This window comes from Streptomyces sp. NPDC002851 (assembly GCF_053591935.1).
The window spans coordinates 29132-55519 of record NZ_JBSFUT010000024.1 but is presented as its reverse complement, the minus strand read 5'-3'; the positions used below and the strand labels follow the sequence as shown (position 1 = coordinate 55519).

Sequence of the window (26388 nt, the reverse complement as noted above, 5' to 3'; positions counted from 1 at the left end):
CTCCTGGCGACCTCGTTGACCTGGAAGAACAACCAGGAGATCCCGCGTGCGCACCATCGCCAAGGCCGCTGCCGCCGCCGTCACCGCCGTCCTGCTCGCCGTCGCCCCCACGGCGTCCGCGCACGGCAACCCCCACCTGATCCAGGGAGCCGACCGGATCATGGCCCTGCCCGCCGAGGAGTTCGCGGCCGCGGAGCACACGCCGCCGTTCAACTGGACGTCGGACGGCTGCTCCGTCCCGGGCGGGATGGCCCCGTATATGAAGCTCTTCACGCCTGCCTGCGCCCAGCACGACTTCGGCTACCGGAACTACGGCACCCACGCCGACTCGTCGCTCGGCCTGGACCCAACCCCCCGCCGTAAGAAGGCCATTGACGACCGCTTCCTGGAAGAGATACGGCGCATCTGCGACAAGGAGAGGCCGGGCCCGATCCGCCACACCGCGTGCTACGGCGCCGCCCACGCGTTCTATGACGCGGTCCGAATCGGCGGCGCCCCGGCCTTCTACTGATCCCGCACGTCACAGGTCTCAGAGGTCACGACGGCGGCCAGGTCGGTGCCCGCTCGAAGGAGCGCCAGGGTTTTTGTGGCGACTTGGTCGAGCCGCTGGTGCAGGATGCGTTGGGTGTCTGACGCGCCGTCGAGCCGGTGCAGGGAGTCCATGAGGGCGCGTACGTCGGGAATGCCGTAACCGGTGGCGCGCAGGGCCGCGACGATCCGGGCCGCTCTGATCGCCGGGACGCCGTAGCGGCGTGCGCGCAGGGACGTGACGCGCTCGGGGGTGATCAGACCTTCTTGTTCCCAGAACCGCAGGGTCGAGGACCGTACCCCCAGTGCTCCGGCGAGCTCCGTGATCGTCATCGCGTCGCTGTCGCTGTCCTGCTCGAACTCGCGTGTGTCTGCTTCGTCCTGGATCGCCCGCAAGGCTTCCTGAGCGCGCAGCGCCTCGTCTCGTTCCCGCGCGAGCCGCACATGCAGCGCGTTGATCGCCGCGGCGGCCGTCGTGACCGTCCCGGTGTGCAGCTCCGCAAGCGTCCGCCGGGCCACGACCGGCCCCACAGCCGTGGCAAGCCCTCGATAGGCGCGCAGGGCCTGTACGTGCACGGCCGTATAGGAGCGGTATCCGTTCCTTGAACGGGCGGCTGGGGGAATGACTCCAAGCCGCTCCAGGTCGCGCACCTGTTGCACCGAGTACCCCGACTCCCGGGCGACATCGGCCGTTCTGAGTCGTACTCGACGCTCCACCGGTCAACCCCACATAAGCACTTGAAGGTGATGCTTGAAGCATGAGTATGGAGCAGATCATCGCGACCGTGCGCGCCTTCGACGGCGCGCTCGTCCTTGTGCCGGAACCCGGAAGCGACTTCCCCGAGCTCGCCTGGGGAGACGCCTTCTTCTACTACGCCCCCGACGGACAGCCGCCGAAAAACGTCCAGCCGTACGGCAACATCGTCACCAAGGACTACCCCGACGACACTGCTTCCGACCTCGACCCGCCGGGCCGCTGGCGCGTGAACATCCACGTCGGCCGTACGACGTTCCAGGAAACTAGGAGCGTGCGCCATAGCGTCGACTCTCAAATTAGGCAAACATGCAGGTCAGTTGGGTGCGTCCCGAGTGGCGGACGGTCCCGTCCGCGACCGTTGCTGGATCTGTGCTGGACCGTCTGACGGTTCGTCATCCGTGGTCAGCTCTCGTTGTAGGTACGGCTGCTGGATGGTTGCTGGATATGGCGGATGAAGTGCCGAAGGGTGTGGAGGGATCTGGTCTGCAGGTCTGGCCCTCGCCGGGCGCGAGGCAGCTGCATGAGTCGGTCTGTGTTGGTGCTGAGCGGCTCATGGCAAGAGTGGCGGACGAGCCTCTGGCGGTCACTTCGGAGGTCGCTGATTTTTGCTGCAGGAGCGAGGCGCGGATGCCTACACGGTGCCAGGTGAGCCGGTGAGTCAGGAGCAAAGACGTCAGGCTTTCCCTGCTGCGGGCAAGGGCGAAGATTGGTAGCGAGTGACGCCGCGGGGTACGGTTCGGGCGGAGCCGTGTTCTAACGTAGAGAGCGGGGTATGTCCTGTTTCCCTGGTATGCGCGAAGCGGTGGAAGTACTGGGAAACGCCCCTCGGCTATCGGAACGCGCCAGGTCATCGAGTGTGCTCCCCGCACCCGCGGGGTTGGTCCCAACCGGCACAAGGACCCCGCCCTGCAGCCGGTGTGCTCCCCGCACCCGCGGGGCTGATCCCACGACATGCTCGACACCCTCACAGAAGAGCTCGTGCTCCCCGCACCCGCGGGGCTGACCCCCCGTACTGCTCCACGGTCTCCGTCGTCGGCGAGTGCTCCCCGCGTCCGTGGGGCTGATCCCGGGCAATAGATGAACGCCTTACCGGAGAACAAGTGCTCCCCGTACCGCGGGGCTGATCGCAGATGCACGGTGGTGAACGGTGTGAGGACCCAGCGCCTTGTGCCCGCGGAGCCTTGGCAAGGCCACGATCCCACGTGAGTTCCCTCGCGCCCAGGGGATGGGCCCGGGCAGGGGAAAGACGGAGGAATTCACAGCAGTGCTTCGCGTATACGCAGGTCGTCGGCCCGCCACTGCTCGGCCGCCGCCGCGGCCGTAGCCGCTGCGCCTCGGCGCTCAGCGTTGCCAGCTCACCTGTCTCGATGCGCTTTACGGATCAGATCTCGCAACGCTCGGGCGTTTCGGGTCGCGTGCTGATCGTCGTCGGTTTCTATGGCGATGAACTCATCAAGGTCCGGCCAGTCGAGCTGGGCCGAGCCGGGCGCGGGCTCGTTTCGGGGCGGTCGTGGCACATGAGGGTGACCGAGATCTGGGTCACGTCGGGGCCGTGCTGGTGTGGAGAGGGCACCGTGGCCATCGCCGTCCAGTTGCCTTTTTGCAGGTTGGGTATTCCTGTGCTGCCGAGGCCGCCGCCGGGCCGCCAGTCGTAGGCCGAACGGGCGTGGACGAAGGCGGACTTCACGGCTGTGTGGCTCGCCGAGGCCTTGTAGCGGCCGACGAGCCGCTCGTAGCAGTCGATCGGGAGCTCCCGCCGCGGTGTCCGGTCCAGGCGGACACCCTCCGCGGCGAAGGCCTCGATCATGTCCGACACCACCGTGTCCGCGGGCACCGGGGAGGGGCGCGGCGGAAGCGGGCCGCGGTCTTCGAGGAGCTGGGCACATCCCGTCACCGGCACGAGCGCCGCCATCGCCCCGGCCGCCATCCAGACCCGCACTCCTCGCGCACGCACCAACTTCCCCCGCCCCTCTATGCCGTTCACGGCCGCCCAGTCTCGCATCCCCGTCGGGCAGCGGCGCCGCCAGTCAGGCGAGCCGCTCCGCTGCCGCACGCAGGTGCTTCACGGCGTCGGTGGTGAGTGCTTCGCGTGGCCGAAGGCAGATCATGTCCGTGGCCAGCGCGGCCTGGCGGTGGAAGGAGTCGGGGCCCCGTGCGGTCGACGTTGAAGACGCCCAGGTGGGCTGCCCCGGCTGGGCCCCGGGCGATGCTGTCGCCGGTGAACAGGACGCCCTGCGACGGGAGATGGACTTCGCCCGCCGCTGGCAGCTGATGGACCTGCTCGCCTAGCTCCACCACCGGCTGCGCGACTGCGTCCGGCAGAAGGAAGGCCGCGAGCCCCTCCCTGGTGATACCACCGGCAGTCACGATTAGTGCGGGATCGGCGCCGAATCAAAGTCATATCCAGATGATCGGGTATCCCGGTCTGGGCCCGTACAGTCGCAGTTGTGCTGATCGGCACGTGCCTTATCTGGCGCCGCAAGGGCAGGCCCCGGATGAACGCGGGGCAAGCCGAGAGCTTCGGGAAAGCGTCGTGTCCGTCTTCCCCGGGGCCGAGTGGGGGGCGTATTGCGGACGGTGGCACCAGAGTGGCCGAAGGCCACGGCCGAGGCGCTGCCGGCCATGCCACCTGTGGACTGGACTTGGGGGAAGCAGGCCCGAAACACCGTCCCCCATTCAGTGATTGCGCTCTTGGAAACCTCATTTGACCGGGTTGAACTCACTGTCGAATTAAGTCTTCACCGATTTGGGTGCGTCGTGTCGGTCATCTATCGGACATCGATATGGGAATGCTGGGGCCGCTCGCGACAGAAGCTGTGTGGAGGGCTGGTGTCTGAATCCATCTCCGAGCGGTCGTTGAATTCTTTGTCCGAGGGGCTCTACAGCAAGCCACTCGCGCGCCGCACCGTACTCACCACAGCGGCCGCCGCAGCGGGGATGTTCATCGTCCCAGGCCAGGCTGCAGCACATCCGAGCGCACACCGTCCCGACTTTCTCGACGTATCCCGATCCGATGTGCGTGCGGGGCGTAACTGGCTGCGGCTCAGGCTCGACAGTGCCTCCCGCCATGCCGGTCATGGAGCCGCGGTACCCCTCACTCTGGGCACGTCACAGAACGAGACACTCTCTCTCGTGGTCGACAGCACGTCAGGGATCACCACGGTGGGTACCAGTCGTCGACAAGCCGGGCAGTCCAGGACGACAACTGTGTCGGTCTCCAAGGAGAAGCCGGCGGTTGTGTGGGTGGTTCCGCGCGGTATCGGATCCCCGCAGGTGCCCGCTGACCGGCTCACGGTACGTACGCCGCACGGCAAGATGACGGTCGAGGTGTGGACCGAGCCCACCGGCGGGCAGTGGCAGCCCGCCGGCCGCAACGGAACGCCTCTGGACCTGGGCATCGTAGCCGTGCATGCCGCCCTGATGAGGAAGGGTTCGAGTTCGGAGGACATCATGTTCTCCGCGGCCAGGAAACGTTATGCGGACGGCTCGTTCAAGCCCGACCCCAACCTCCCGGGCCAATGGCTGTGGAATGTGAAGGGTATGGGCGATCTCGAATCACGAGCGCTCAACCTCGACAGCCTCCGGGCCTTCGACAGGCCGATGGACGGGCCGCACGGTACGCCGAAGAAGAACCTCTTCTGCGCCGGCCATGGCCACTTGCCAGATGGGCGCCTGCTGATCGCGGGCGGGCACATCGTGCATGACCCCGATGACCACGGCCAGCCTCCTGGGAACAACGGCGACCGGCTCTACATCTACGATCCCTGCCGTAACCCCGGCTACACCCTGCAAGAGGACGTGCTCCTCGACCCGCCGCGGTGGTACCCGACCGTCACGGCGCTTCCGGACGGCCTGATGCTCATCGCCGGCGGAAGCTGGGACTGCCAGTACAACGAGCACTGGTGGGACAGGATCAACAACGACTACCTGATTTTCGACCCGGAGACGGGAAGAACGCTCGACCTGGGCGCGGTGGACCTCATCGACCAAGGAGCGATTCCCGAGAAAGACCGGCTGGCGACGTATCCTGCGATCTTCATGCTGCCGCAGAACGACGCGGAGGGCACCGTCATCGCCATGGCGGAGACTAACAAGGCGTGGCTCTACCGCTACCGCTCCCGCCGCCCACTTCATCGGGCCCCGAAGTTCTACCCGATGCACACCACGGGCTCGCGAAGTTACCCGACATACGGCTCGTACGTGTTGCTGCCGCTCGAACCGGGCCGGAGCACAGTGCGGATCCTTGCCCTGGGCGGTCAGCAGGAGACGGTGACCGACCACCGCGACGACACGCCGACGCAGAAGACCACCGCCACTGCGGAGATCTTCGACCTCGACACGAACCGCGGCCTGACCCGGCAGTCGGGGTGGCGCAAGATCGAGTCGATGAGTCACCGGCGGACCCTGTGCGACGCCACACTGCTCGCCGACGGCTCCGTCCTGGTCAGCGGCGGGTCGCGAAACGGCTGGGGCGCAAAGAACGAGAACCCTGTCTATGACTCGGAACTGTTCGACCCTGTGACCGAAACCTTCAGTACCGCCGACACCGCCCACACCGACCGGCGGTACCACGCAACCGCCCTTCTCCAGCCCGACGGTACGGTCCTCAAAGCGGGCAGCACCGGTGGCTACGGGGCGAACGACGACGAGGTGTCGCAGTGGGTGCGAGTCCACACCGACGCCGAACGCTACCTGCCGCCCTACCTGTGGCGCGGGCCACGGCCCTCGATCGTCGAGCTGTCCGCCGACACTATGGATGCTGAAGGGGCGGCAGACGCAGGCCCGGCCCTCAGATACGGCCGCGCTCTCACCATCACCGCCCGCGGAGATGGTCTGACGAAAGAGTCCCGGGTCGCTCTGATCCGCCCGGGCGCCGTCACCCATGGCTACGACCACGACCAGCGTTATGTGTGGCTGCACACCACATGCGAACCGGACGGCGAGGGGTGGACGATCACCGCGATCCCACCGCGCAACCCGGCCGCAGCACCGCCCGGCGACTACCTGCTCGTCGTGGTGGACAGCGACGGCGTTCCGTCGGAAGCACGGTGGGTACGGATGACGAGAACAGCCCGGTGATGCGGTTCAGCATCCGAGCAATCCGAGACAGCCTCCTGACCCACGGCCCAGTGGGCCAAGGGGGCACGGCAGTACGCATGCCGTCCGTATCCGTCAAGGCGTTCCGAGCGTGCGACGTGGCACCCTGCCCGGTGATACGCCCCCCGCCGCGTAGACGTCTGGCCTCAGCGCAGCTGTCGGTCCCGGCCCCAACAACTCAACGGCTGTGAGAAGGCTTCCGCCTGTCGCTGTGCGATTGCCTCGCGCACCGGTTCGGGAAGACCGCGGACCGGACGGACCGGAGCCCGTGCTGCGGCTACGACATGAGCGAGGCGGAGTAGCATGCTATTCGGCCGTTGCTGCCGGTGCCGTCCTGGCTTCAGGGGCCGGGGGCTGGCCAGAGGGCTACTGCCACCACGTGATGCTCGACTCGGTCCGCTACGTCGTCGACAACGGGTGACGTGGGTCAACCTGCCGCGGACTTCCCGCCGTACCGTCGCGTGCACGACGTCGCGCGCCGCCAGCAGGCCACGGCCCTGCTGGCCGAGCTCCACGACCTGCTCCGTGACAAGTCCGTGACAAGGAGGGGCGTTCACCGGATCCGACGGCTGCGATCATGGACTCCAGTCGGTGCGGGCGGCGGTGAACGTCCCGCACGCAGCGTCAGGATGGGACGGCGGCAAAGGGTGGGGGCGCAAGCGGCACCAAATTCTCCATCCGCCTCATCTGGGCGGACGGCGGCTGCGCGGGGAGCCTGGTCGACTTCGCCCGCGAAGAGGTCCAGCTCAGCCTCGACATCGTGAAACGCTCCGACGAAACTCACCCCACGAGGCCGCTGCAGATCAGGGTGAGCAAGGTTGATGTGGTTGCGATCGGTGCCACTCCTTCAGTCTCCAACGGCGGGCAGGCGCAGGGCCCAGGCGGGAACCGCTCAGCGAACCTGTGGGTGCTTCGGCGTTCCTGAGGCGGTCCGGTTGAGGGCTCAGGTGATGCTCTGCCCTTCTCGGGCCAGGCAATCCCGGCGTCCTCCAGGCCCTCCACACCCAGCGGATCGTGCGCCTCCGCGCCGCCGACCTCGACCTCAGGCTGCGCCCCGACGACGAGGCCGCCGTCGCCGCGCTGCTGGCCGCCCAGCGCCGCCAGGCCATCGCCGACGTTCTTCGCCGCCAGAAGACCGAAGCGCTGGCCGAAGAACTGACGTCCCCGGCAGCCGTGCTCGCCCGATGGTCCGAACGCGACGACGCCAACTGGAACCAACTCCCCATGGCCGAGCACCTACAGGACATCGCCGATGCTTTCGCCCAGCACCGGCCGGAAAGTGAGCGGACACCCGAACACCAACTCCTGGAAGTCACCGGGGGTTCCTGGGCACCTTCCCCGAACTGCACGAGAAGCGGATGCTCTACGCGCTGTTGGCGGCGGGTATGCACTGCGCCGACCGCCCCCTTCACGCGGCCAAGGCACAGGTCGTGCTCAACCGACACGCCCGGCTGGCAGCAGTTCCAGTGAGGCTTCACGATCAACGGGAGGCTTCATCCCGGCGACGTCAGGGCTCCTCGACGCGGGATGCGCTGGCTCCTGGTCTCTCGTCAGGTATCGCTGTCCGGCGGGAGTGTGAGGGTGGTCTGCGCGCCGCCGTCGGGCGGGTTGGTGAAGGTGAGCCCGGCGCGCAGGAGGCGGGCGTGGCCGGCGGCGATGGTGAGGCCGAGGCCGGTGCCCTTGCCGCCGGTGCGGAACGGGCGGGGGCCTTGGGCCAGCAGCTCGGCGGGGAAGCCAGGCCCGTGGTCGCGGATGGTGATCACACCGTGGTCGAGGGTCAGCGTGACCGGTGGTGCGCCGTGCCGGTGGGCGTTCGCGAGGAGGTTGGCGACGATGCGCTCGAGGCGGCGCGTCTCGGTCAGGACCGCTGAGTCGTCCCGGATCTGCACTGCCACGGGCAGGCCGGTGGAGGCGATGGTGCGCTCCAGGAGCTGGGTCAGGTGGTGCGGTTCGAGGGTGACCGTGTCCACGTCGGCGTCTAGGCGGGAGACTTCGAGGAGGTCCTCGATCAGGGTGCACAGGGCCTCGACACGATCGCGCACCAGGTCGGCCTCGTGGGAGTCGGGCAGGATCTCGGCGGCAGCCAACAGCCCGGCGGCGGGGGTGCGCAGTTCGTGGGTAACGTCGGCCGCGAAACGCTGCTCGGTGCGTAGCCTGTCCTGCAGGGCGGCCGCCATCTGGTCGACGGACACGGCGAGTTCGGTGATCTCGTGTGCGCCGTGCACCTCGCCGATGCGCGCGTCGAGGCGGCCGTCGGCGATCTCGCGGGCGGTGCGCGAGACTCGCCGCAGGCGCGCACTGAGGGGTTTGGCGAGCCAGAGCCCGGCGCCGGACATGATGACCGCGGTGCCCACGGCCAGGACGACGACGCTTTGGTTGAAGCGCTGATCGGCTTGTTGCTCCAGGCGGTAGTCGCCATGTACGGACAAGATCCGCGAGCCCACACCGGCGGCCGCCCACAGCTCGGGTCCCTTGGGGCCCTCGACGAGCTGCGTCGCAACGCGTCCGTCGGCGACTCTACGGGCCAGCTCGGGCGGCAGGCCGTCGGCGTCGAGGGCGGCACCGTCACCGGTGACCGTGGACGTCTCAACGTACCCGGTGAGCGCTCTCTCCAGACGGCCGAGGACGATGGTGCGGTTGAGGTCGAGGCGCTGTTCGGCGGCGGTGACCACGACCAGCAGGCCCAACGCGGTGGCCAGCAGACAGGAGATGACCGCGATCAGAGCGGCGATCTGGGTCTGCAGTCCGCGCGCACGGCGGCCCTGGCGGCGGATACGGATGTGAAAGGGCCCGCAGATCGTGCTGAGAAGACCGCAGCGCCGTCCGAAGAGCGCGGAGATCCTGCCCAGGAGACGGGACACGTGCGTCACGGCCCGCTCAGCCGACGAGTTTGTAGCCGAAACCGCGCACGGTGACGATGCGTTCGGCGCCGATCTTCGCGCGCATGCGCTGGACATGGACGTCGACGACACGTGTGTCGCCACCCCAGGCGTAGTCCCAGACCTCTCTGAGGAGGGTCTCGCGGCTCACCACGACGCCCGGGGACGCGGTGAGTTCGAGGAGCAGCCGCAGTTCGGTCGGGGTCATGGGCAGCAACTCGCCCTTGACGCACACCTCCAGGGTGTCGGTGTTCAGCTCCAGGTCGCCGACCTTGCGGACGGTGTGGGGCGGGCGTTCGGGCTCGGGGGGCGCCTGCGGTTCAGGCCGAGGGGAATCCTGCACCGCGTCGCGGGAGGCGCGGCGCATCAGCGCACGCAGCCGCGCCGCGAGGACGTTGGCGCGGAAGGGCTTGGTGACGTAGTCGTCGGCGCCAGCTTCCAGACCCGCGATGACGTCGATGTCGTCGCCGCGCGCGGAGATCATCAACACGGGTACGGTGCTGGCCTCGCGGATGGAGCGGGTCAGGCTGACCCCGTCCAGCTCGGGCAGCATCACGTCGGTGACGACCGCGTCCGGCGGGTCCTCGCGGAAGCGCTGGAGGGCGGATGCACCGTCGGCCTCCGCGGTCACGTCGAAGCCAAGACGGGTCAAGGAGACCGTGGTCGCCTCGCGGATCACGTCGTCGTCCTCCACGACGAGGATGCGGGGATTTTGGCCGTTGTCGGCGGGCGGAGTGGTCATCGTTGCTTCCGGGGGGTCGTGGCGTCGGGCGTGACGCGGTTCGCGGGGGCCGGGGCGATCGCGCTGGCGACCAGTTCAAGGACACCCACGTGGGGCTCCCAGCGATAGCGGTCGGTGGTGATCTGGTCGGTGGTGCGGTTCCAGGCCTGCTTGGAGACGGTGCGCAGGACAAGGTTGTGGCCCAGGGTTTCCACGGTGGTACCGGCATCGACGGCCATCCCGAGGATTTGGAACACCCGGCCCTCATCGACCCGGTAGACGTACAACTCGCTGCCAAGCGGCTCGCCGTACTCGTTCTTCTTGGCTTCGATGCGCGGGTCGGCGTCGATGAGCACGATCAGCTCGGGTTTACCGTCGCCGGTCACGTCGCGCCACGCAGGCGAGCGCAGTCCGCAGCCCTCGGTGCACAGGGCGACGGAGCGGCGCGCCTCATCGGACACGTCAGGGTCTCGAGCGATCACGGTCTTGGCATCCAGAGCTCGTGCGTCGGCCCCTTGCGGCAGTGTCAGGTCGGGCAGGGCACGGGGCGGCTTCGGCGGGGCCTGCGGGGAGCTGGAGGGCGTAGGACTACTGGTGACCGTCCACAGTGGCCGGGGGACCGGGGGCGCGCTGACGGATCGGCCCGCGTCCACGACACCGGTGGGGTGAGCGCAGCCGGCAAGGAACAACGGCGCCAGGCACGCCGCGAGGAGCGGCGTGCGTCCATGCGCCGTGCGGGTGCGAGCGCGGCGGGGCGACAGGCAACGCCCCAGGGGGCATCGGCGCATACGCTCCGCCTCCTCCACACATCGCCGCCACTGCCGCTTGTGCGGCACCTTCCGCCGGAAGAGTCCGGAAAGGGTTCGGGAAAGATCCTCGGAAGGGCCCCTGCAGGAACCCCGGAGGAACCTGATGGGAACCCGGAAGGGATATTCGCATCCTCACCCCCCATTTCGGCGCTGCGACCACACAGCCGTCACATCGACGCGGCCGTTGTTCATCACTTGGGTCACAGTGATCTTTCATACGTAACAGTCGTCGTGAGTTCACCTGCCGGGCCCGGTGCCGGCTCGGCCTTGGCTCGCTGTTACGTGCGTTACGTGAGTGCCGCGTAACGGCCGAACCAATGTGATGGCACAGGGACACCGCTGCCGCAGTGCGATGCCACGGTGGGCCGGAACCCCTCACGTGATCTCCGCACACGATCGCAGCCACACTCACGAGCCATGCTCATGACATAGAGGACCTGCCATGCGTACGTCGTCGAAGACCAAGGCCGCGCTGTTGACCGCGGCCGTCGGAATCAGCCTTTCGGCCCTGGCTGCCTGCGGGCAGTCGGACGCGCCGACCAAGCCGGCCGGCTCACCCCAGGCCTCGTCACCGGCGGAACAGTCCCCGCAGGGCGACCAGTCCTCTCCCGCCACCCCCGCCGCCTCCCAGAAGCCGTCGAACATAGCCCCCAGCGGCAAGCCGTCGAAGCCCTCGACGGCGAAGCCCGCCTCCGGCAAGCCGGACGTCCGCCTCACCAAGGACCGCGACGCCGCCATGAAGGAGCTGTCCCGGCTGCAGAAGACCGGATGGCACAACCCGAACAAGATCGAGTACTCCGACGACCCGGTGACCGCGCTGCAGCAGTTCAAGCGGTGGCTGGACAAGGACTACATCGCACCGAACGGCGGCTGGACCCCCAAGGGCATCGCCGCCGTCGAGAAGGCCAACAACGGCGGCCCGGAACTCTAGAACGCCCCGCACTGACCCGCCTGAAAGCCAAAGGGACACAGGGGAACGGCCGGGAAACACAGGGGAGCACACAATGCGCAGCGGACTCGCCCGCCGGCCGGTCGTGCTCATCACACTGGTGATGGCCGCCGTGACCGGATGCCAGGACCGATCAGCGGTCATCGACGCGAACGACTCGGTCGACCTGCCGGTCATGCCCGAGCGACTGTGGAGCGTCAAGCGCCCACCCGCCCCGGCGGGCCGTCCGTCACCCCCACCGGTCCCTGCGTACGAGCCCGAGCCTCTGCCCGGCCTATCCCTCGCCAAGGACGCCGACGCCCGCAGCCTCGACCCGCGCACCGTGATCGCCAAAGACCCTGGTGTCAGCGACGCGAGCAAACGAGCTGCGGCGACCTGTCGCCCCGGGTGCGGGCTGCGCGAGCCCGTGCTGCGCGACATCACCGGGGACGGCAGACCCGAATTGCTGCTCCTGGTCGATCAGAACCCGGGCGCGGCTGAGACGGGCGCGCCCGGGGAGAGCGCCTATGCCGAGCTGTACGTGTACCGCGTGGAGAACGGCAGGGTCCTGCAGTTGCTCGGGCTCGCCGCGGACGCGGGCACCAGCGTCGACCTCCAGGGGCGTGACCTCATCGTGCGTCAAGTGCGCCCGGATGAGGGACATGGGATGGGCGACCAGGCCAGCACCGACCGCTATCGGTGGAATGACGCCTCGCACACCTTGGAATCCATCTCCAGTGTGCTCGGCCCGGCGCCCTCCGCATCTCCCGAACTGGGCCGGACTCCGGCGAAGGGCACCCGATGACCACTCCCCGTTCCGACCGCGGCCGCACAACACGCGTCCTGGTCGTCGAGAGCGACGACGTCATCCGCGAGGCCGCGACGATCGGTCTCACACGGCTCGGCTTCGAGGTGGCCGCCGTGGCCGACGGCCGCCACGCGCTGGCCCGCTTCGACGCCGACCCTCCCGACGTGGTCTTCACCGATGTACGCCTGCCCGGCCTGGACGGTGTCAGCCTGACGCGCGCGATCCGCGAACGCGGCGACGTCCCCGTGTTGATGCTGTTCATGGGCAACGACGAGAGCGGTGTCGTCGAAGGGCTCGACGGCGGTGCCGACGCCTGCCTCACCGAACCGTTCACCACCGACGTCCTGGCCGCCCGGCTGCGCGCTCTGCTGCGCCGGGCGACACCGGCCCGCTGACACGGCGAACCTCTTCCCGTGCCTTGTCGCTGTGGGGTGCGGGAGAGAGCGGAGAAATGCGCCCAACAACACTGACTCCATCGGGTCTTCGGACAACGCCCCACCCTGTTCCGATCACCGGGCGGCCGTTACAACGACATGAGCCGAACCGGGTTCTTCTCGCTGCTCTGAAGACAGGCATACCCGCCTCGGCAAAGGGGAGAGCTCGGGTCCGATGCCTGACACCACGGAATTACCCTGCCGAACTGCGCGCGGGCCGTCCGCGAAGTCCAGGCCAACCTCCGGCCGTCGGCTGCGGCTACCATCCGGCCGTCGATTGACTGACCACATCGAGGGGGATTTTCGTGAGTGCCGCTCCTGGCGGGCTGGTCCAGCCCGCCCGCCCCAGTGACCCTTCCCGCATCGGCCCGTACCGGATCATCGGCCGTCTGGGCTCGGGGGGCATGGGCACCGTCCATGCCGGACTCGCCCCCGACGGACTGCGGGTCGCCGTCAAAGTGATCCACTCCGCGCAGGCAGAGGACCCGGAGTTCCGGGCCCGGTTCCGCCGCGAAGTACAGCTCTCCGCCCGCGTCCAGGGCCCGTGCCTCACACCGCTCCTCGCGGCCGACCCGGAGGCCGATCCCCCGTGGCTGGCCACGGCCTATGCCCCTGGCCCCACCCTGAACCAGCATCTGGCCACCCACGGCCCTCTCACGGACGGCAGCCTCTATGCCTTCGCTGCCGGTACCGCCCAAGCGCTGGCGGCCATCCACGCCGCCGGTGTGGTCCACCGGGACGTCAAGCCACAGAACATCATCCTCACGCCCGCTGGGCCAAACGTGGTTGACTTCGGCATCGCACACGCCGCTGACGGCACCAGCGTGACCCGCACCGGCGTGATGACCGGCACCCCAGGCTGGATCAGCCCCGAGCACTACCGCACCGGCACCACAGGACCCGCAGGCGACGTGTTCGCCTGGGGGGCACTCGTCGCCTACGCCGCCACCGGCCGCCTCCCCTTCGGCACCGGAGCCCCGGACGTGGTCGCCTACCGCGTCATGTCCGCCGCACCCCACCTCGACGGCATCCCCCAGGAACTGCGGGCGATCGTGGAGAGCGCCCTCACGAAGAGCCCTGACGAACGAATATCCGCCGGCACTGCCGCCGAGGAGTGCTCGCTGCTCCTCGCCTCTCAGACCACCCAAGTCCTTGGTGACAGTGCCGGGTTGGAGCCAACCACGGTCGGCAATCTCATCGCGGCCGAATGGGCCATGCCCACCCTGGACGACCCACCTGGCGCACCCTGGCCCCGTCGTCCCGCAAGCGCACCCTTACCGCTGTCCTCGCCATCACGGCCACCATCGGCGCCATCGTGGGTGGCAACCTCGTATTCCCCACGAACACCGACAGCGGCGACACCGGCAACGCCGCCCCGCCGCCCAAGAGCACCGCGCAGAGCAGTGAATCCGCCGAGCCAGGCGGCGGCACGCCCACGAAGCCGGCCGATCCGCGCACCGTCCAAGTCCCGACGGACCCATTGGCCGGAGTACTCAACCCCGCCTACACGCGCAGCGACGACCTGTCCCAGCCACACCCCGACGAGTGGAGAGCAAGCACCATGGCCGACAACCCGGAGGAGGAGGCCGCCGAGAACGCAATCCGGGACCACATGAAGGTCATGCTCGCGACCAAGGACATGGACTTCATGAAGCCCACAGTCACCTTCAACAAGCGGGCGCAGACAGTGGTGATCACAGGTGGCCCGAACCTACAGATTCCCGAGGAGTATCGGGAAGTCTTCCGCAAAGCCGGGGAGATGGCCGCCTGTTCCGCCCTCGCGCACCGGTTGAAGGATGCTCCCACCACCTGGCCGTATGGCCGCTTCTCCGTCTACTGGAAGATCGCCGACGGCGACATCGACACAGATCCCTTCGGCTTCGGGCAAGCCACCGAAGGCTGCTTCACCGAGAACGCCGGACAGTGGCAGGGCACCGAGGAGGGTGTGGAGAACGCCGAGATACCCAGCAGCGACGAGGACGAGATCCGCATCGCCGGTGCCACCGTCAAGGCTGTCAACACTGCCTGGAACGCCAGGGTTGCCGAATGGCACGGCCTGGAGCCCTTCGACACGGACGACGCCATCAATCTCGGATTCGACCCCGCCGAGAAGGCCGCGTATGTGTGGGCCTTCGACGGCTACGGCGCACTCACAGGCCGGGCCCAGAGGGCCAACTTCCAAGACACCGTCTCCAAAACCGTATGTCGCAGGCTCATGGCCGAGTACAGGCGCAACAAGACCTGGATTTACACACGTTGGTCGGTAGCTGTCTATGAGGGAAACAGCGGCACACCCGAGATCGTAGGATCGGGCGACTGCCTCCCGTAAACGCCTGAACTGACGGGCAACCGCCTCACGCCCGCTGAGGGCCATCGCCACGCTGCGCGCACCAGCCGTCCGCGCGGAGTGTCCGCCCGTACACATCACTACAGCCCGGCGACACCGGTGACGCCGACCTGGTTACCGGCGGGACTTCTCCCTGGGCCCGGGCGGCGAGTCTCGGACGCAGGGCTTGAGGGTCAACCTGCACCAACTGGGCTGATATTACTCAGCCTTGCCGCGTACCTGCGCTATGCGGCTTACCGCACATCACGTCATGATCACTTAGGTTCCTGTTCACCTAGAAGCCGTTCCATAACAGGTCTAGGCACGTGATCATTTCGTGATGAAGTGCTTGCGAGACGCGGCGCATCAGCGACCACGAAGACAGGAAGCAATGACTGACCCCGCTCGACCTCCCAGCGCTGCCGATGGAGTCGATCGCTCGCCTCGATCCCCGGGCGGGCGCCACGCGGGACCAGCCCCCGTTCAAGCAGCTTCCTGCCCCTCTTCGCTCAGTCGACCGAATTCGGCCCGGTATCGAGCCGATGATCACCGAGACTCAGTCGCTCCCGGCGTGGCTACCGAACTCGTCGGTGCGACGCCCTCTTGGCCGGATGGGAGGCCCCGGCGGCGCTGCGGGCCTTGCTCAAGCGACCAGGCAGCCGTGGCCCCGGGCGGGCACTATCCAAGACGTCGTCCGGGGCTCACGCTGCCTGAGATCGCCGCCCGCTTCAGCCAGGTGGCGCAGGCATGACGGGATCGGAACCCGGCCATGCCGTGGAGGCATCTCGGTGCGGCGTGGTTCTGCCACGCCAGGACAGCAGTCAGACACCTACGTCATATCTCGATGGGGCTATGGAAGAACAGAATCCGGGCCGATCCGACGCATTTCAGCTCGCCGTGGTGGGCGGCGGTCCGAGGGCGACCTACGCACTCGAGCGTCTCTCCGCGACTGTCGGTGAGCTGAACGGCAGGCGGCTCGCGGTCCATGTATACGACCTGGCTGGCGAGTTCGGATCAGGGCTGGTGCACGGTGTCGATCAGCCGCACACCAGCTATCTCAACCGGGCCGGTGCCCAGGTCGCGTTCGCCGCTGATCCCACGGTGGCCGGTGCGGATCGCATACGTGATCCGAAAGAGCGTCCCACCTTGCACGAATGGTGTCGTCACCGCTTCGAGATAACCGGTGATCCGGCGTTCGACCTGGAACCGACGGATTCGCCCAGGCGGCGTCAACACGGCCTGGCCCTGCGGGAGATGTTCGATCGCTATGTGGGGGAGCTTCGCCGGATGGCGGGCGTCACGGTTGCGCTGCACGCGGAGGAAGTCACCGACCTCGTCCCCACGGCCGGCGGCCGCATGGATGTCGTCTCGACCTCGGGGGTCCAGTGCAGGGCGGATCAGGTGCTGCTGATCACCGGCCACTCGAGCAATGACTGCTCCCACGAACCGGGTCCCGCGGCCTATCTCGATTTCTCCCGGCGTACTGGTGCCGTCTACGTTCCGAGCGCCTATCCGCTGCAGGAGCCGCTCTCTCCGCAGTCGATCGCTCCCGAGGTGACGGTCGGCTGCGCGGGGCTCGGGCTGACGGCGATCGACCAGATCCTATACCTGACCGAGGGGCGCGGCGGCCGGTTCTCACACAACCGTGATGGTGTGCGCTACGAGGCATGTGGCGCGGAGCCGGCCAAGGTGTATGCGTTCAGCCCGAGCGGGATCTTCCCGTACACCCGACCGTTGAGCCGCAAGGATCGCCCCCATAGGGGACGGTTCCTGACCAGGGATGCGGTAGACCGCATCAGGGACGCTTCCGGACTGCGCGCCGGCAACGGCGAGCGTCCTCGCCTGGACTTCGAGGCACATGTGATGCCGCTGATCGTCCTGGAGATGGCGTATGTGCACTACCGCACGCTGTTCGGGCCGTCGGTCGGCGATCTCATCGTCGCGCACGTACAAGGCGACTACGAGCGCTTCCTTACGGGACCGGTCGATCCCGCTGCGGGGGCGGGAGTTGAGCGGCTGCTGCCGGGAGTCGACGCGCTGGTCGACATCATCGGCGGGACGCTGCGCGACGTCATGGCCGACAAGCGGTCGGTGAACGAAGCCAGGCGCGTCGTGCCCGGCTGGGACGCCCGGGGGACGCTGACCCGCTGGCTGACAGTGGTCTTCGGACCGGACGTCGCCGCAAAGGTCACCATCGATGACGACCGTCCTTCGCCGGTGCCGGTTCCACACCGCTCTCCTTGGCGCCTGGACACCGATCCGACAGGCAACCGGTTTGACTGGCAGACGATTCTCCACCCCGTCCGCACACGAGCCGGGGCGGCACCGGACGAATTCCGCCGAGCGTATCTGGACTTCCTGGACCGCGATCTCACCTGGGCGCACCAGGGCAATCGCGATAACCCGTTCAAGGCGAGTGTGGACGGCGTATGGCGTGACCTGCGGCAGGTCATCAGCTACGCGGTGGACGGCGGCGGACTGAGCGGCGATGCGCATCGCCGCTTCCTGGAACATCACCGCCGTATCCAGAACAAGCTCTCCGGTGGTGCCTCGCCCGTGGTGATGGCGAAGATACGGGCCCTTGCCAAACAGGGGATCTTGGACCTCTCGGCCGGGCCGCGGGCGATGCTCCAACTCGACGAGGAAAACGGGAAGTTCGTCCTGCACGGCCGCGAGACCTCGTTGCGCGCGGCGCTGGATGTGGTGCTCGACGCACGGGTGCACCCCTTCGACGCGTCGCGGGACGTGCGTCCGCTGTATCGCAACCTCATCCAGCGCAAGCTGGCCCGGCTCTGGCGCAACACGACACCCGGCCAGGCGGACTTCGTCCCCGGCTATCTGGATCTCGATGAGCGGTCCCGAGCGCTCGGCCACGACGGCCGCCCCGTCGACGCCATCACCGTCCTCGGGCCTGCGGCCGCCGCCCGCGCCACCTATCAGTTCTCCGCCTTGCGCCCGCACCACAACGACGTCGTCATGCGGGACATCGTGGTGTGGCTGGACGGCTTCTGGGCCGCGTTCCACGGGAGTTCGGCCCCGGAGCCCGACGCGCACCAGTAGGCCCCGCAGACATTCCACGGCCAGACACTACGACCAACGAGGCTGCCATGAACCACATCGAAAACGCCCTGGCGCATTACTACGACGTGCTCAAGAGCGCCATGAACGAATATCAGCAGTCGGACGAATTCGTCCCCGCGGAGCAGTTCCTGCCCGCGTTCGACCTGCCAGTGCTCGACGCGACCATGGAGAAGTTCCTGCAGCCGTCCGGCATCGGCATAGCCGAGCTCGGCGCGTACGGCGACTGCTCGCTGCGGCTGCTGAACCTCATGAGCAATCCCGGGACGCGGACCACCAAGACGTTCGGATCGATGATCAACGTCGCTCGCGCCGTCAACCACATCAGGAACACCGGTGAGCGGGTATTCCTCATCTCGCCCTCGTCGGGGAACAAGGCGACGGCGTTGCGCCATGCCGTGCAGCGGGCCGTCGAGGTGGGACTCGTGCGCGACACCGAGCTACAGATCGCGACCGTGGTACCCGAGGCGTCGCGGCACAAGCTGTGGTCGTCCGCGCTCAGCGACGATCCGCGGCTGCGGGAGCTCAACCCCATGACCGTCATGGACTGCGACGTGCCCGTGCATGTGAAGCTCATGGTCGCGGAGTTCATGTCCCGCCATAGCGAGGAGTTCTTCTCGCGCTACGGGGTGCGGCTGTGGCATACGCTCGAACTGCGCAACTACATGGTGGCGGACATGGTCCGTGCTCTGGCCGAGCACGACCTGATGCCCACGACCGGTCGCGGCCGGATGCACGCACATGCCGTCTCCAGCGCGCTTGGCCTGCTGGGACTGCAGTTCGGTCACCGAGAGCTCGCCAAGCTCGGCATCGACCTGCCGGCCCTGCAGCTGATGCTGGTCCAGCACCTCGGCACGCCGGACATGGTGCTCGGCCTCTATCACGACTCCTTCGACATGGACCTGGTGCCGACCTACCGCCGACGGGAGTCCGACGGGCTCTATGTCCAGGACGAGGACCCGCACTTCCCTGCGGTCACGTTCGACCCCGCGGAGCACCTGGATGCGACCTTCTACTCCAGGACTCCGGTCACCTCGGAGCGGATCAACAGCGTCATCAGACAGAACGGCGGTGCCGGCATCGTCGTGTCGGTGCATGAGTGCCTCCAGCGCTACAACGAGGTCCGCGACCTCGTCGCAGTGACCGGAGGCGTGCCGCTGCCGGCCGATCCGCGCAGGCTGCGCGAGTGGAGCCTGGTCATGGCGGTCACCGGGGTCCTCAACGGCATCGACCGAGGGCTGATCGGCGATCGCGACATCCTCGTCCACGCATCCGGCAGCTACAGCGAGGACGACTACACCGTGCTGAACTCGGCGCGCAGTGTTCAGATCCAGGGCGTCGACGACTTCTACCAAGCGGTACGCCGCGCAGCCGAAGGCCGGTGACGCGCCATGTCAAGGACTCCTAGGGGAACGGTCGTTGTCATCGGGAGCGGTTCCCTGGCGCAGAGCGTCCTGTACTCGCTCGCCGATACCGACAGCGGTGGCGGGCCCACCGCCGTGCATCTGATCGCCCGATCCCTGGGTCGGCTGTCGACCATGGCCCATGTGGCCTCGTGCCGGGCGGCCCTGCGGGGAACGTCGATGCGCTGCACACCCCACCAGATGAACGCAGACCGGCCGGGAGACTCGGTGGCGGCACTCGTCGGCCAAGTCGGCGCCGACATCGTGCTCAACTGCTCCTCCACACATTCTCCTGCGGAGGCCCGTGTTCGCCCCTCCGCATGGACCGATCTGGTCCGGGCCGGCGGCATCGCTTTGGCGTTTGCGTTCCATGCGCAGTTCTCCGCACAGATGTCCCACGCCGTCGCGCGCGCAGGGGGGCCGGGGACGATGTTCGTGAACGCGAGCTTCCCCGATGCCGTCAACCCGGTCCTGGCGGCTCTCGGCGGCCCGATCCACTGCGGAGTCGGCAACATCGCCACCCTGGCCGCATCCCTGACCGGCGCCGGCTCCGATGCGGGCGCACCGGAGCAGCTCCGCCTTCTCGCGCACCACTACCACTTGTCGACGCCGGAGCTGCAGGACGAGGCGCGGGCGTGGATCGGCGCAGACGAAGTCACCGACGTCCACGACCGTCTCGCGCCCCTGCGGGCCTGCGATCGGCGGATGCTCAACTCCTTGACGGGGCACACCGCAGCACTGCTCGTGCGTGATCTGCTGGGTGAACACCCGGTCAGCACGCATGTGCCCGGACCGCTCGGTCTGCCCGGCGGGTATCCGGTGCGGATCGAACAGGGGCGGATCGAGCTGGACCTGCCCCCTGGCGTCAGCGAGGCGACCGCCGTCGTGTGGCAGTCGTATTGGGGCGCCAGGGACGGCGTGGCCGTGGACCGCGAAGGGCGCGCGGAGTTCTCCGATCGCACCCTCGAGGCGGTCGAACGCCATGTGCAACTCCCGCGGACCGTGGAACCGTCGGAGATCGCCGCGCTCGCCACGGAGATGGGCCGGGTGCGGCAGCGACTGCGGAGCAAGGAATCCTCACGTGCCCTCTGACCGCAAGAACCTCCCCACCCTCCCGGTGCACACGACATCCGGAGCCTGTCCGCTGGACTGCCCGGACGGGTGCAGCTGGACCGTGACTGTCCAGGACGGCGCTGCCGTGCGGCTCGAGGGCCGCCGCGACCACCCCTTCACCCGCGGCACACTGTGCGTCAAGGTGAACCAGTACGTGGAGCACACGACGGCACCGGACCGATTGCGTCACCCGTTGCGTCGCACCGGTCCCAAAGGCGCCGGCCGCTTCGAACGCATCACGTGGGATCAGGCGCTGGACGAGATAGCCGAGCGCCTGCACGACATACGCACCGCCTTCGGCGGCGAGGCGATCTGGCCGTACTGGGGCACCGGAAGCCTCGGCCATCTCCAGGGCATGCGCGGCCCGGCCGGGGCCAGACTGTGGAACGTGCTCGGCGCATCCGAGCATGTGATGTCGATCTGCTCGGTCGCCGGCACCGAAGGCGTCCAGTTCGCCACGGGAACAAAACAGGGCATCGATCCGGAGTCGCTCGCGCACGCCCAGCTGATCCTGCTGTGGGGCGTGAACACGCTCACCACGGGGCACCACTTGTGGCGCTTCATCAAACAAGCACAGCGGAACGGCGCCCACATCGTCGCGGTCGATCCGGTGCTGACTCGAACGGCGAAGCAGGCCGATGAACACTGCGCCCTGATCCCGGGAACCGACGGCGCCTTGGCGCTGGGACTGCTCCACGTCGTCGTCACCCTCGGGCTCGAGGACTGCGGCTATCTCGCCCAGCACACGCTCGGTTGGAGCGAGTTCCGCCGACGGATCATGGAGTATCCGCCTGTCCGCGTGGCCGACATCACCGGGGTGCCCGAGCAGCAGATCATCGGGCTGGGCGAGCGGCTCGCCCGCACCCGCCCGACGGCGATCCGGGCGGGAATGGGGATGCAGCGGCATGCGGGCGGGGGCGCCGCGCTGCGTCTTCTGGCCTGTCTGCCGGGGGTGACCGGGGACTGGCAATACCTGGGCGGGGGCCTGTCGTACTCCACCGGTGGGGCCTTCGGCGGCGACATCGCGGCACTGCGCCGCGACGATCTGCGCCGGGCGCCGGTACGCAGATTGGTGATGACCCGTCTGTCCGAGGGCCTGCTCGACCTCCACGATCCGCCCGTCAAGTGCCTGTTCGTCTACGGAGCGAACCCGGCGGCCAGCTCCCCGAACCAGAACGGAGTGCTGCGCGGCCTGGCCCGTGACGACCTGTTCACGGTGGTGATCGACCAGTTCCCCACCGACACGGTGGACTACGCGGACATTGTGCTGCCGACGACCATGCAAACCGAGCACATGGACCTGCACACCGGCTACGGCCACCTGTACCTCGCCTGGAACGAGCCAGCCGTGGCACCCGCCGGGCAGTGCCTCCCAACGACGGAGATATTCAGGCGCCTGGCCCGGCGGATGGGACTGACCGAGCCGAGCCTGTTCGACTCGGACGAAGAGCTCGCCCGACAACTGCTTGCCTCCGCTCACCCCTCCCTGTCCGGCATCACCCTCGAACGCCTACGCGCTGAAGGCTGGGTACGGCTGAACCACTCGGCGCACGAGGCTCGGTTCCGAGACGGCTTCCCGACCCCTTCCAGGCGGCTCGAGTTCGTGTCCGCCGCCGCCGAGGCAGCCGGCCTCGACCGAGTGGCCGGCTACACCCCGGCGCACGAAGTCGCTGATCCGGAACTCGCGCGGAGATTCCCCCTGGTCCTCATCTCGGCCGCCTCTCACTACTTCCTGAACACGATCTTCGCCAACCGGCCCGGCCTGGCCAAGCGAGTCGGCCCACCGAGCCTGGCCGTGCACCCCGTCGACGCCGCAAGCCGCGGCCTCGTCGACGGACAGGACGCCCGGGTGTTCAACGACCGCGGATCGTTCTCCGCCCAAGTCCAGGTCACCGACGCGGTACGGCCCGGTGTCGCCGCCACCACAAAAGGCCACTGGTCAAAGCTCACCGGCGGGGCAAACGTCAACGCCACCGTGGCCGAACGCGATACCGACACGGGTCAAGGGCCTGTCTACCACGACAACCGGGTCGACATCGCTCCCACCGCCGAGCCCCGCGAAGGACAGGTGAGTCGCCCATGACCGCCAGGTCGCCCCAGCTGCGTGACGGCACGCCAGACGATGTCGCCAAGCCCGGTACGGGTATGCCAGGCCGGACGAAAATCGTCGTGCTGGCATCCTGTCTCGGCTTCTTCCTGATCAACCTCGACGCAACCATCGTCAACGTGGCGCTGCCGGCCATCGACCGCCAACTGCACGCGGGCCTGTCCAACCTCCAGTGGGTGGTGGCCGGATACACCCTCGCCTTCGCCGGACTACTGCTCTCGGCCGGTACCGTCTCCGACCGGATCGGCGCCACCCGCCTGTTCGGCTACGGACTGCTCGCCTTCTCCATCTCCTCAGCCGCCTGCGGGCTCGCCCCCAACATCACCGTCCTCATCATCGCCCGGATCCTGCAAGGCGCGGCCGCCGCGGCGGTCCTGCCCGCCTCCCTCGCCCTGCTCCGCCAGTGCCTGCCGGACCCGGCCGCACGGGCCCGGGCGATCGCCATCTGGGCAGCGGGCGGCGGAGCGGCCGTCGCCGCCGGGCCACTCACGGGAGGATTCCTCACAGCACAGCTCGGCTGGCGCGCCATCTTCTTCGTCAACGTCCCCTTCGGTCTGCTCGCCATGACGGGCCTGGCACGGGCCCCCCGATCGGCACCACAGCGCTCCCCGGCCGACCTGGCCGGTCAGCTCACCGCGATCGTCGCGCTCACCGGCTTCACGTTCGCCGCGATCGAGACGGCATCGACGGGCCTGCGATCACCGGCCGTGCTCCTACCGCTGCTCGTCTCCCTCGCCGGCGCGCTCTGGTTCCTCCGCATCGAGGCGCGCGCCGTGGCCCCCCTCGTGAACCCAAGGGAACTGAGGTCGCCCGTATTCGCCTCCTGCCTCGCCACCGGATTCGCGCTGAACTTCGCCTACTACGGCCTCATGTTCATCTTCGCCCTCATCTTCCAGCAGGAACGCGGCTGGTCACCGATGGAGATCGGCCTGTCCTTCCTGCCACTGACGGTATTCGTTCTCGCGTCGAACCTGCTGTCCGGCAAGCTCACCACACGGTTCGGACCGCGCTACCCGATGGCGTGCGCACTGCTGCTCGAAGCCTCGGGCTTCGCAGGCGTTCTGGCGGTCGGACCGCACGGACCGACCTGGCTCCTGCTTCTGGCCATGGTGCCCATAGGCATCGGCGGCGGCGTCGCCTCGCCGCCGATGATGACGGCACTGCTCGAAGCGGTCCCGGCCGAACGGGCCGGCGTGGTCTCGGGGCTGTTGAGCTCATGCAGGCAGGCCGGAGGCGCGATCGGCGTCGCCGTCTTCGGCGTCCTGATCTCGACCACCGGATTCGGCATGACGACAGGACTGCGCGTCGCCGCGGGGACAGCGGCCGCGCTCCTGGCAGCGACCGCCATGGCGTCCTATCGGTCCATCCCGAAAGGGACCGCCTCCGCCGATTGAGGGCGACTGTCGGTGGTCTTGGACCTACAGACCGCTCGGTGAAGGAGTGGCACGAACCTACGGGCCCGGCACAGACGAACCGCCGCCGTACACCGAAGTTTGGGTGAGCTCGTGGGCCTCTGGGCGTGTACCGCAGGAGCCTTCGCTCAGCTTCGGGTGACCTTCAGGGTGTAGCTGCCGTCCTCGTTCTTGCCGGTGACGGAGATGGTGGTGTTGCTCTTCGGATCCTTGTAGCTCTGTCCCGCGTGGTAGGGGGCGTTGGAGAGCGGTTCCCCGTGGCCGCCCTTGGACTTCCCGCACTGATCGGGCGGGTTGGCGGCGTGGACGGTGACCGGGATCTCGCCGCCCGGTCTGTTGGTGTCGACCCGGTAGACGAGGACGCCTTCGGCGCACTGGGCTCGGTCGAGCCCGCTCTTGGTGCGGACCTCGGCGACAAGGCCGATGCTGTCGCTGGACGGGATGACGACCATCTTCTTGCCCCCGGTGGTGGCGAGCGGGGTGAGGGTGTGCTCGGTGGTGGTGCCCGATTTGGCGGCGCAGTCGACCTGGTTGTTGTCGATCCAGCCGAGCTTCCATTTGTTCCACGCCAGCATGTCGGTTTCGTCGCTGGTGGCGTCGCTCATGATGTCCCAGCGCCCGGCCGGGTAGGCGGGGTCCTCTCCCTCGGCGGGATAGAGGTCGGGCAGGCCCATGGTGTGGCCGTTCTCGTGGTTGAGGCTCAGGGAGCTGTCGTCGTCCCAGACATCGACGACGTGCATGATCGGACTCGGGCCCTCGTCCGTGTCGATCGGTTCCGCGACGATGTGCGTCGCCGCGAGATCCATGCCCTTGCCGGCCTCGGGCGTGACGATGATGTTGACCAGGTCGCCCTTGGTGTACCTGCTGAAGTCGACATCGGGGTCGGCCGCCGCGATCGCGTCCTTGACCAGGGCGAGGCGGGTCTCGTAGGAGGCGCCTCGCTTGAGCCCGTACACGCTGGAAGCTTTGGGCATCCGCAGGTACTTCATGACCGGCTCCGGCCGGTAGTCAAGCCGCCCGTACGAGGCGGTCTTGAAGTACTCCGCAGTGGCGGGGAAGAACCGGTCGTGGCGGGCCTGGACGCCTTCGGTGTCCTGGATGTCCGGGAAGTCGACGAACAGGGTCAGGGCCTTGACGGTGCCGGTGGAGTTGGTCCACTTCCCGGGCGGGGTGGGCACCCCAATGTTGTCGGTGTTGTCGTGCCACTTCAGGGCGCACGGCCCTTCGGGGACTGAGGTCGGCTCCGGCTTGGCTTGCCCCGTCGCGGCTCCGCAGCCGCACAGGAGGAACGCGGCGAGGGCCGTCATCACGCGGCGGATCGGCACATGCACCACTCGTCCTCCTGCCGCCTCACGGACACAGATCAGTATCTCGCCGCAGTCCGCGCTTCGCCCGCCGGGCGATCAGAGTGGCTTCCTCCGCGAGCCGACCAGTGTTGAAGGGGGCACGATCAAGGCTCTCCACGTTTTCACCCGGCGTAGGGAGAGCCCTTCGGGCGACCAGCCCAAACGGGAGCGTCAGGCGAGGTCCCTGTCCAAGGAACCTGCCGAAGAGATCGAATCCCCTGGGAGCCTGCTCGCGGCGGACGTGAAGCGAGTTTCGTGACCTTGTGGGACCCGACAAGTTGAGGGCCAGGGTCGTGGAGCGCATCACGAGGACGCTCTCCGCTCATCGTGTTCATCAGGCCCTGATGTACGTTCCCACCGACCGGAACAAGACGGTCCCGGGCATGTCCTGAGGTTCAGCGACTACAGCACCAACTGCCTGCACGTCCCGCCCGCCCCCTGCGATCCCGCCCTCCGCCTCGCTGGCGGGTCGGGGGAACCTGGCCGGGCGCCGCGGCGACCGAGAGCGCCGCACTCGAAGCCAGAGCCGGGCGCGATGGGGTGCAGGCCGGGTTCGTCGTCCGGGGTCGGCTCTGTCAGCCGTTCTGGCGGTGTGGCCGGCCGGAGTGCGGGAGCGCGCTTTGGGGGCGTGGGTCGGCTTGT

The 26388-nt window shown here is 68.1% G+C and carries 20 protein-coding genes and 1 pseudogene; 15 read left to right on the top strand and 6 right to left on the bottom strand.

Annotated features, from left to right (window positions below; all coding sequences use genetic code 11):
- Positions 1-46: 46 nt before the first annotated feature.
- Entirely contained in the window at positions 47-511 is a 465-nt protein-coding gene (locus ACWD10_RS24260) for a phospholipase A2 (RefSeq protein ID WP_451094342.1), read from the top strand.
- Here ACWD10_RS24260 and ACWD10_RS24255 read toward each other — a convergent pair.
- Positions 505-1245: a MerR family transcriptional regulator gene (locus ACWD10_RS24255; RefSeq protein ID WP_451094340.1), complete on the bottom strand. Its 741-nt coding sequence runs from the start codon at positions 1243-1245 to the stop codon at positions 505-507. The genes ACWD10_RS24260 and ACWD10_RS24255 overlap by 7 nt on opposite strands.
- Positions 1246-1292: 47 nt before the next feature.
- Between ACWD10_RS24255 and ACWD10_RS24250 the strand changes: the two genes are divergently transcribed.
- Complete coding sequence (locus ACWD10_RS24250; RefSeq protein WP_451094440.1) at positions 1293-1670, top strand: DUF6194 family protein; 378 nt, start codon at positions 1293-1295, stop codon at positions 1668-1670.
- A 1050-nt stretch (positions 1671-2720) separates the two neighbouring features.
- Here the strand turns inward: ACWD10_RS24250 and ACWD10_RS24245 are convergent.
- Entirely contained in the window at positions 2721-3212 is a 492-nt protein-coding gene (locus tag ACWD10_RS24245; RefSeq protein WP_451094338.1) for a hypothetical protein, read from the bottom strand.
- Between the two features lie 179 nt (positions 3213-3391).
- Here ACWD10_RS24245 and ACWD10_RS24240 point away from each other — a divergent pair, with 179 nt between their 5' ends.
- The 3 genes from ACWD10_RS24240 to ACWD10_RS24230 all read left to right on the top strand — a co-directional run bounded on the left by ACWD10_RS24240 (position 3392) and on the right by ACWD10_RS24230 (position 7852).
- Complete coding sequence (locus ACWD10_RS24240) at positions 3392-3574, top strand: hypothetical protein (RefSeq protein ID WP_451094336.1); 183 nt, start codon at positions 3392-3394, stop codon at positions 3572-3574.
- A 468-nt stretch (positions 3575-4042) separates the two neighbouring features.
- Positions 4043-6364, top strand: coding sequence for a galactose oxidase-like domain-containing protein (locus tag ACWD10_RS24235; RefSeq protein WP_451094334.1), 2322 nt, complete (start codon positions 4043-4045; stop codon positions 6362-6364).
- Between the two features lie 1032 nt (positions 6365-7396).
- Entirely contained in the window at positions 7397-7852 is a 456-nt protein-coding gene (locus ACWD10_RS24230; protein ID WP_451094332.1) for a hypothetical protein, read from the top strand.
- Between the two features lie 80 nt (positions 7853-7932).
- Here ACWD10_RS24230 and ACWD10_RS24225 read toward each other — a convergent pair whose 3' ends face one another.
- From ACWD10_RS24225 to ACWD10_RS24215, 3 genes are read right to left on the bottom strand one after another with little or no spacing between them, the layout of a single operon-like run.
- Positions 7933-9243, bottom strand: coding sequence for an ATP-binding protein (locus tag ACWD10_RS24225; RefSeq protein ID WP_451094330.1), 1311 nt, complete (start codon positions 9241-9243; stop codon positions 7933-7935).
- 16 nt (positions 9244-9259) lie between these two features.
- Positions 9260-10003 (bottom strand): response regulator, encoded by a 744-nt coding sequence (locus tag ACWD10_RS24220; protein WP_451094328.1) that lies wholly within the window; start codon positions 10001-10003, stop codon positions 9260-9262.
- Complete coding sequence (locus ACWD10_RS24215) at positions 10000-10464, bottom strand: hypothetical protein (protein ID WP_451094326.1); 465 nt, start codon at positions 10462-10464, stop codon at positions 10000-10002. Before ACWD10_RS24215 ends, ACWD10_RS24220 begins: the two co-directional genes overlap by 4 nt.
- A 769-nt stretch (positions 10465-11233) precedes the next feature.
- Between ACWD10_RS24215 and ACWD10_RS24210 the strand changes: the two genes are divergently transcribed.
- From ACWD10_RS24210 to ACWD10_RS24165, 10 genes and pseudogenes are all read left to right on the top strand, one after another.
- Entirely contained in the window at positions 11234-11722 is a 489-nt protein-coding gene (locus ACWD10_RS24210) for a hypothetical protein (protein ID WP_451094324.1), read from the top strand.
- Between the two features lie 73 nt (positions 11723-11795).
- Positions 11796-12524: a hypothetical protein gene (locus tag ACWD10_RS24205; RefSeq protein WP_451094322.1), complete on the top strand. Its 729-nt coding sequence runs from the start codon at positions 11796-11798 to the stop codon at positions 12522-12524.
- Complete coding sequence (locus ACWD10_RS24200; protein ID WP_451094320.1) at positions 12521-12922, top strand: response regulator transcription factor; 402 nt, start codon at positions 12521-12523, stop codon at positions 12920-12922. The genes ACWD10_RS24205 and ACWD10_RS24200 overlap by 4 nt, the downstream gene beginning before the upstream one ends.
- A 443-nt stretch (positions 12923-13365) precedes the next feature.
- Positions 13366-14007: pseudogene (locus ACWD10_RS24195) on the top strand (serine/threonine-protein kinase); the annotation flags it as partial.
- Positions 14008-14276: 269 nt separating this feature from the next.
- Entirely contained in the window at positions 14277-15290 is a 1014-nt protein-coding gene (locus tag ACWD10_RS24190) for a hypothetical protein (protein WP_451094442.1), read from the top strand.
- A gap of 849 nt (positions 15291-16139) precedes the next feature.
- Entirely contained in the window at positions 16140-18347 is a 2208-nt protein-coding gene (locus ACWD10_RS24185; protein ID WP_451094318.1) for an FAD/NAD(P)-binding protein, read from the top strand.
- 47 nt (positions 18348-18394) lie between these two features.
- Positions 18395-19750 (top strand): DUF6002 family protein, encoded by a 1356-nt coding sequence (locus tag ACWD10_RS24180; protein ID WP_451094316.1) that lies wholly within the window; start codon positions 18395-18397, stop codon positions 19748-19750.
- A gap of 6 nt (positions 19751-19756) precedes the next feature.
- Positions 19757-20860, top strand: a complete 1104-nt coding sequence (locus ACWD10_RS24175) for a hypothetical protein (RefSeq protein WP_451094314.1) — start codon at positions 19757-19759, stop codon at positions 20858-20860.
- Positions 20850-22964 (top strand): molybdopterin-containing oxidoreductase family protein, encoded by a 2115-nt coding sequence (locus tag ACWD10_RS24170; protein ID WP_451094312.1) that lies wholly within the window; start codon positions 20850-20852, stop codon positions 22962-22964. The genes ACWD10_RS24175 and ACWD10_RS24170 overlap by 11 nt, the downstream gene beginning before the upstream one ends.
- 86 nt (positions 22965-23050) lie before the next feature.
- Entirely contained in the window at positions 23051-24382 is a 1332-nt protein-coding gene (locus ACWD10_RS24165) for an MFS transporter (RefSeq protein ID WP_451094310.1), read from the top strand.
- Between the two features lie 146 nt (positions 24383-24528).
- Here the strand turns inward: ACWD10_RS24165 and ACWD10_RS24160 are convergent, their stop codons facing one another.
- The gene (locus ACWD10_RS24160; RefSeq protein WP_451094308.1) at positions 24529-25731 is read right to left on the bottom strand and encodes a M6 family metalloprotease domain-containing protein; all 1203 of its coding nucleotides are present in this window, start codon (positions 25729-25731) and stop codon (positions 24529-24531) included.
- Between the last annotated feature and the right edge of the window lie 657 nt (positions 25732-26388).

What these genes read in the sequence shown, in the direction of transcription:
- ACWD10_RS24250 (WP_451094440.1), top strand. Translation starts at nt 1,293, where the DNA reads ATGGAGCAGATCATCGCGACCGTGCGCGCCTTCGACGGCGCGCTCGTC.
- ACWD10_RS24245 (WP_451094338.1), bottom strand. Translation starts at nt 3,212, where the DNA reads ATGGCGGCCGGGGCGATGGCGGCGCTCGTGCCGGTGACGGGATGTGCC.
- ACWD10_RS24240 (WP_451094336.1), top strand. Translation starts at nt 3,392, where the DNA reads ATGTCCGTGGCCAGCGCGGCCTGGCGGTGGAAGGAGTCGGGGCCCCGT.
- ACWD10_RS24220 (WP_451094328.1), bottom strand. Translation starts at nt 10,003, where the DNA reads ATGACCACTCCGCCCGCCGACAACGGCCAAAATCCCCGCATCCTCGTC.
- ACWD10_RS24210 (WP_451094324.1), top strand. Translation starts at nt 11,234, where the DNA reads ATGCGTACGTCGTCGAAGACCAAGGCCGCGCTGTTGACCGCGGCCGTC.
- ACWD10_RS24205 (WP_451094322.1), top strand. Translation starts at nt 11,796, where the DNA reads ATGCGCAGCGGACTCGCCCGCCGGCCGGTCGTGCTCATCACACTGGTG.
- ACWD10_RS24200 (WP_451094320.1), top strand. Translation starts at nt 12,521, where the DNA reads ATGACCACTCCCCGTTCCGACCGCGGCCGCACAACACGCGTCCTGGTC.
- ACWD10_RS24185 (WP_451094318.1), top strand. Translation starts at nt 16,140, where the DNA reads ATGGAAGAACAGAATCCGGGCCGATCCGACGCATTTCAGCTCGCCGTG.
- ACWD10_RS24180 (WP_451094316.1), top strand. Translation starts at nt 18,395, where the DNA reads ATGAACCACATCGAAAACGCCCTGGCGCATTACTACGACGTGCTCAAG.
- ACWD10_RS24175 (WP_451094314.1), top strand. Translation starts at nt 19,757, where the DNA reads ATGTCAAGGACTCCTAGGGGAACGGTCGTTGTCATCGGGAGCGGTTCC.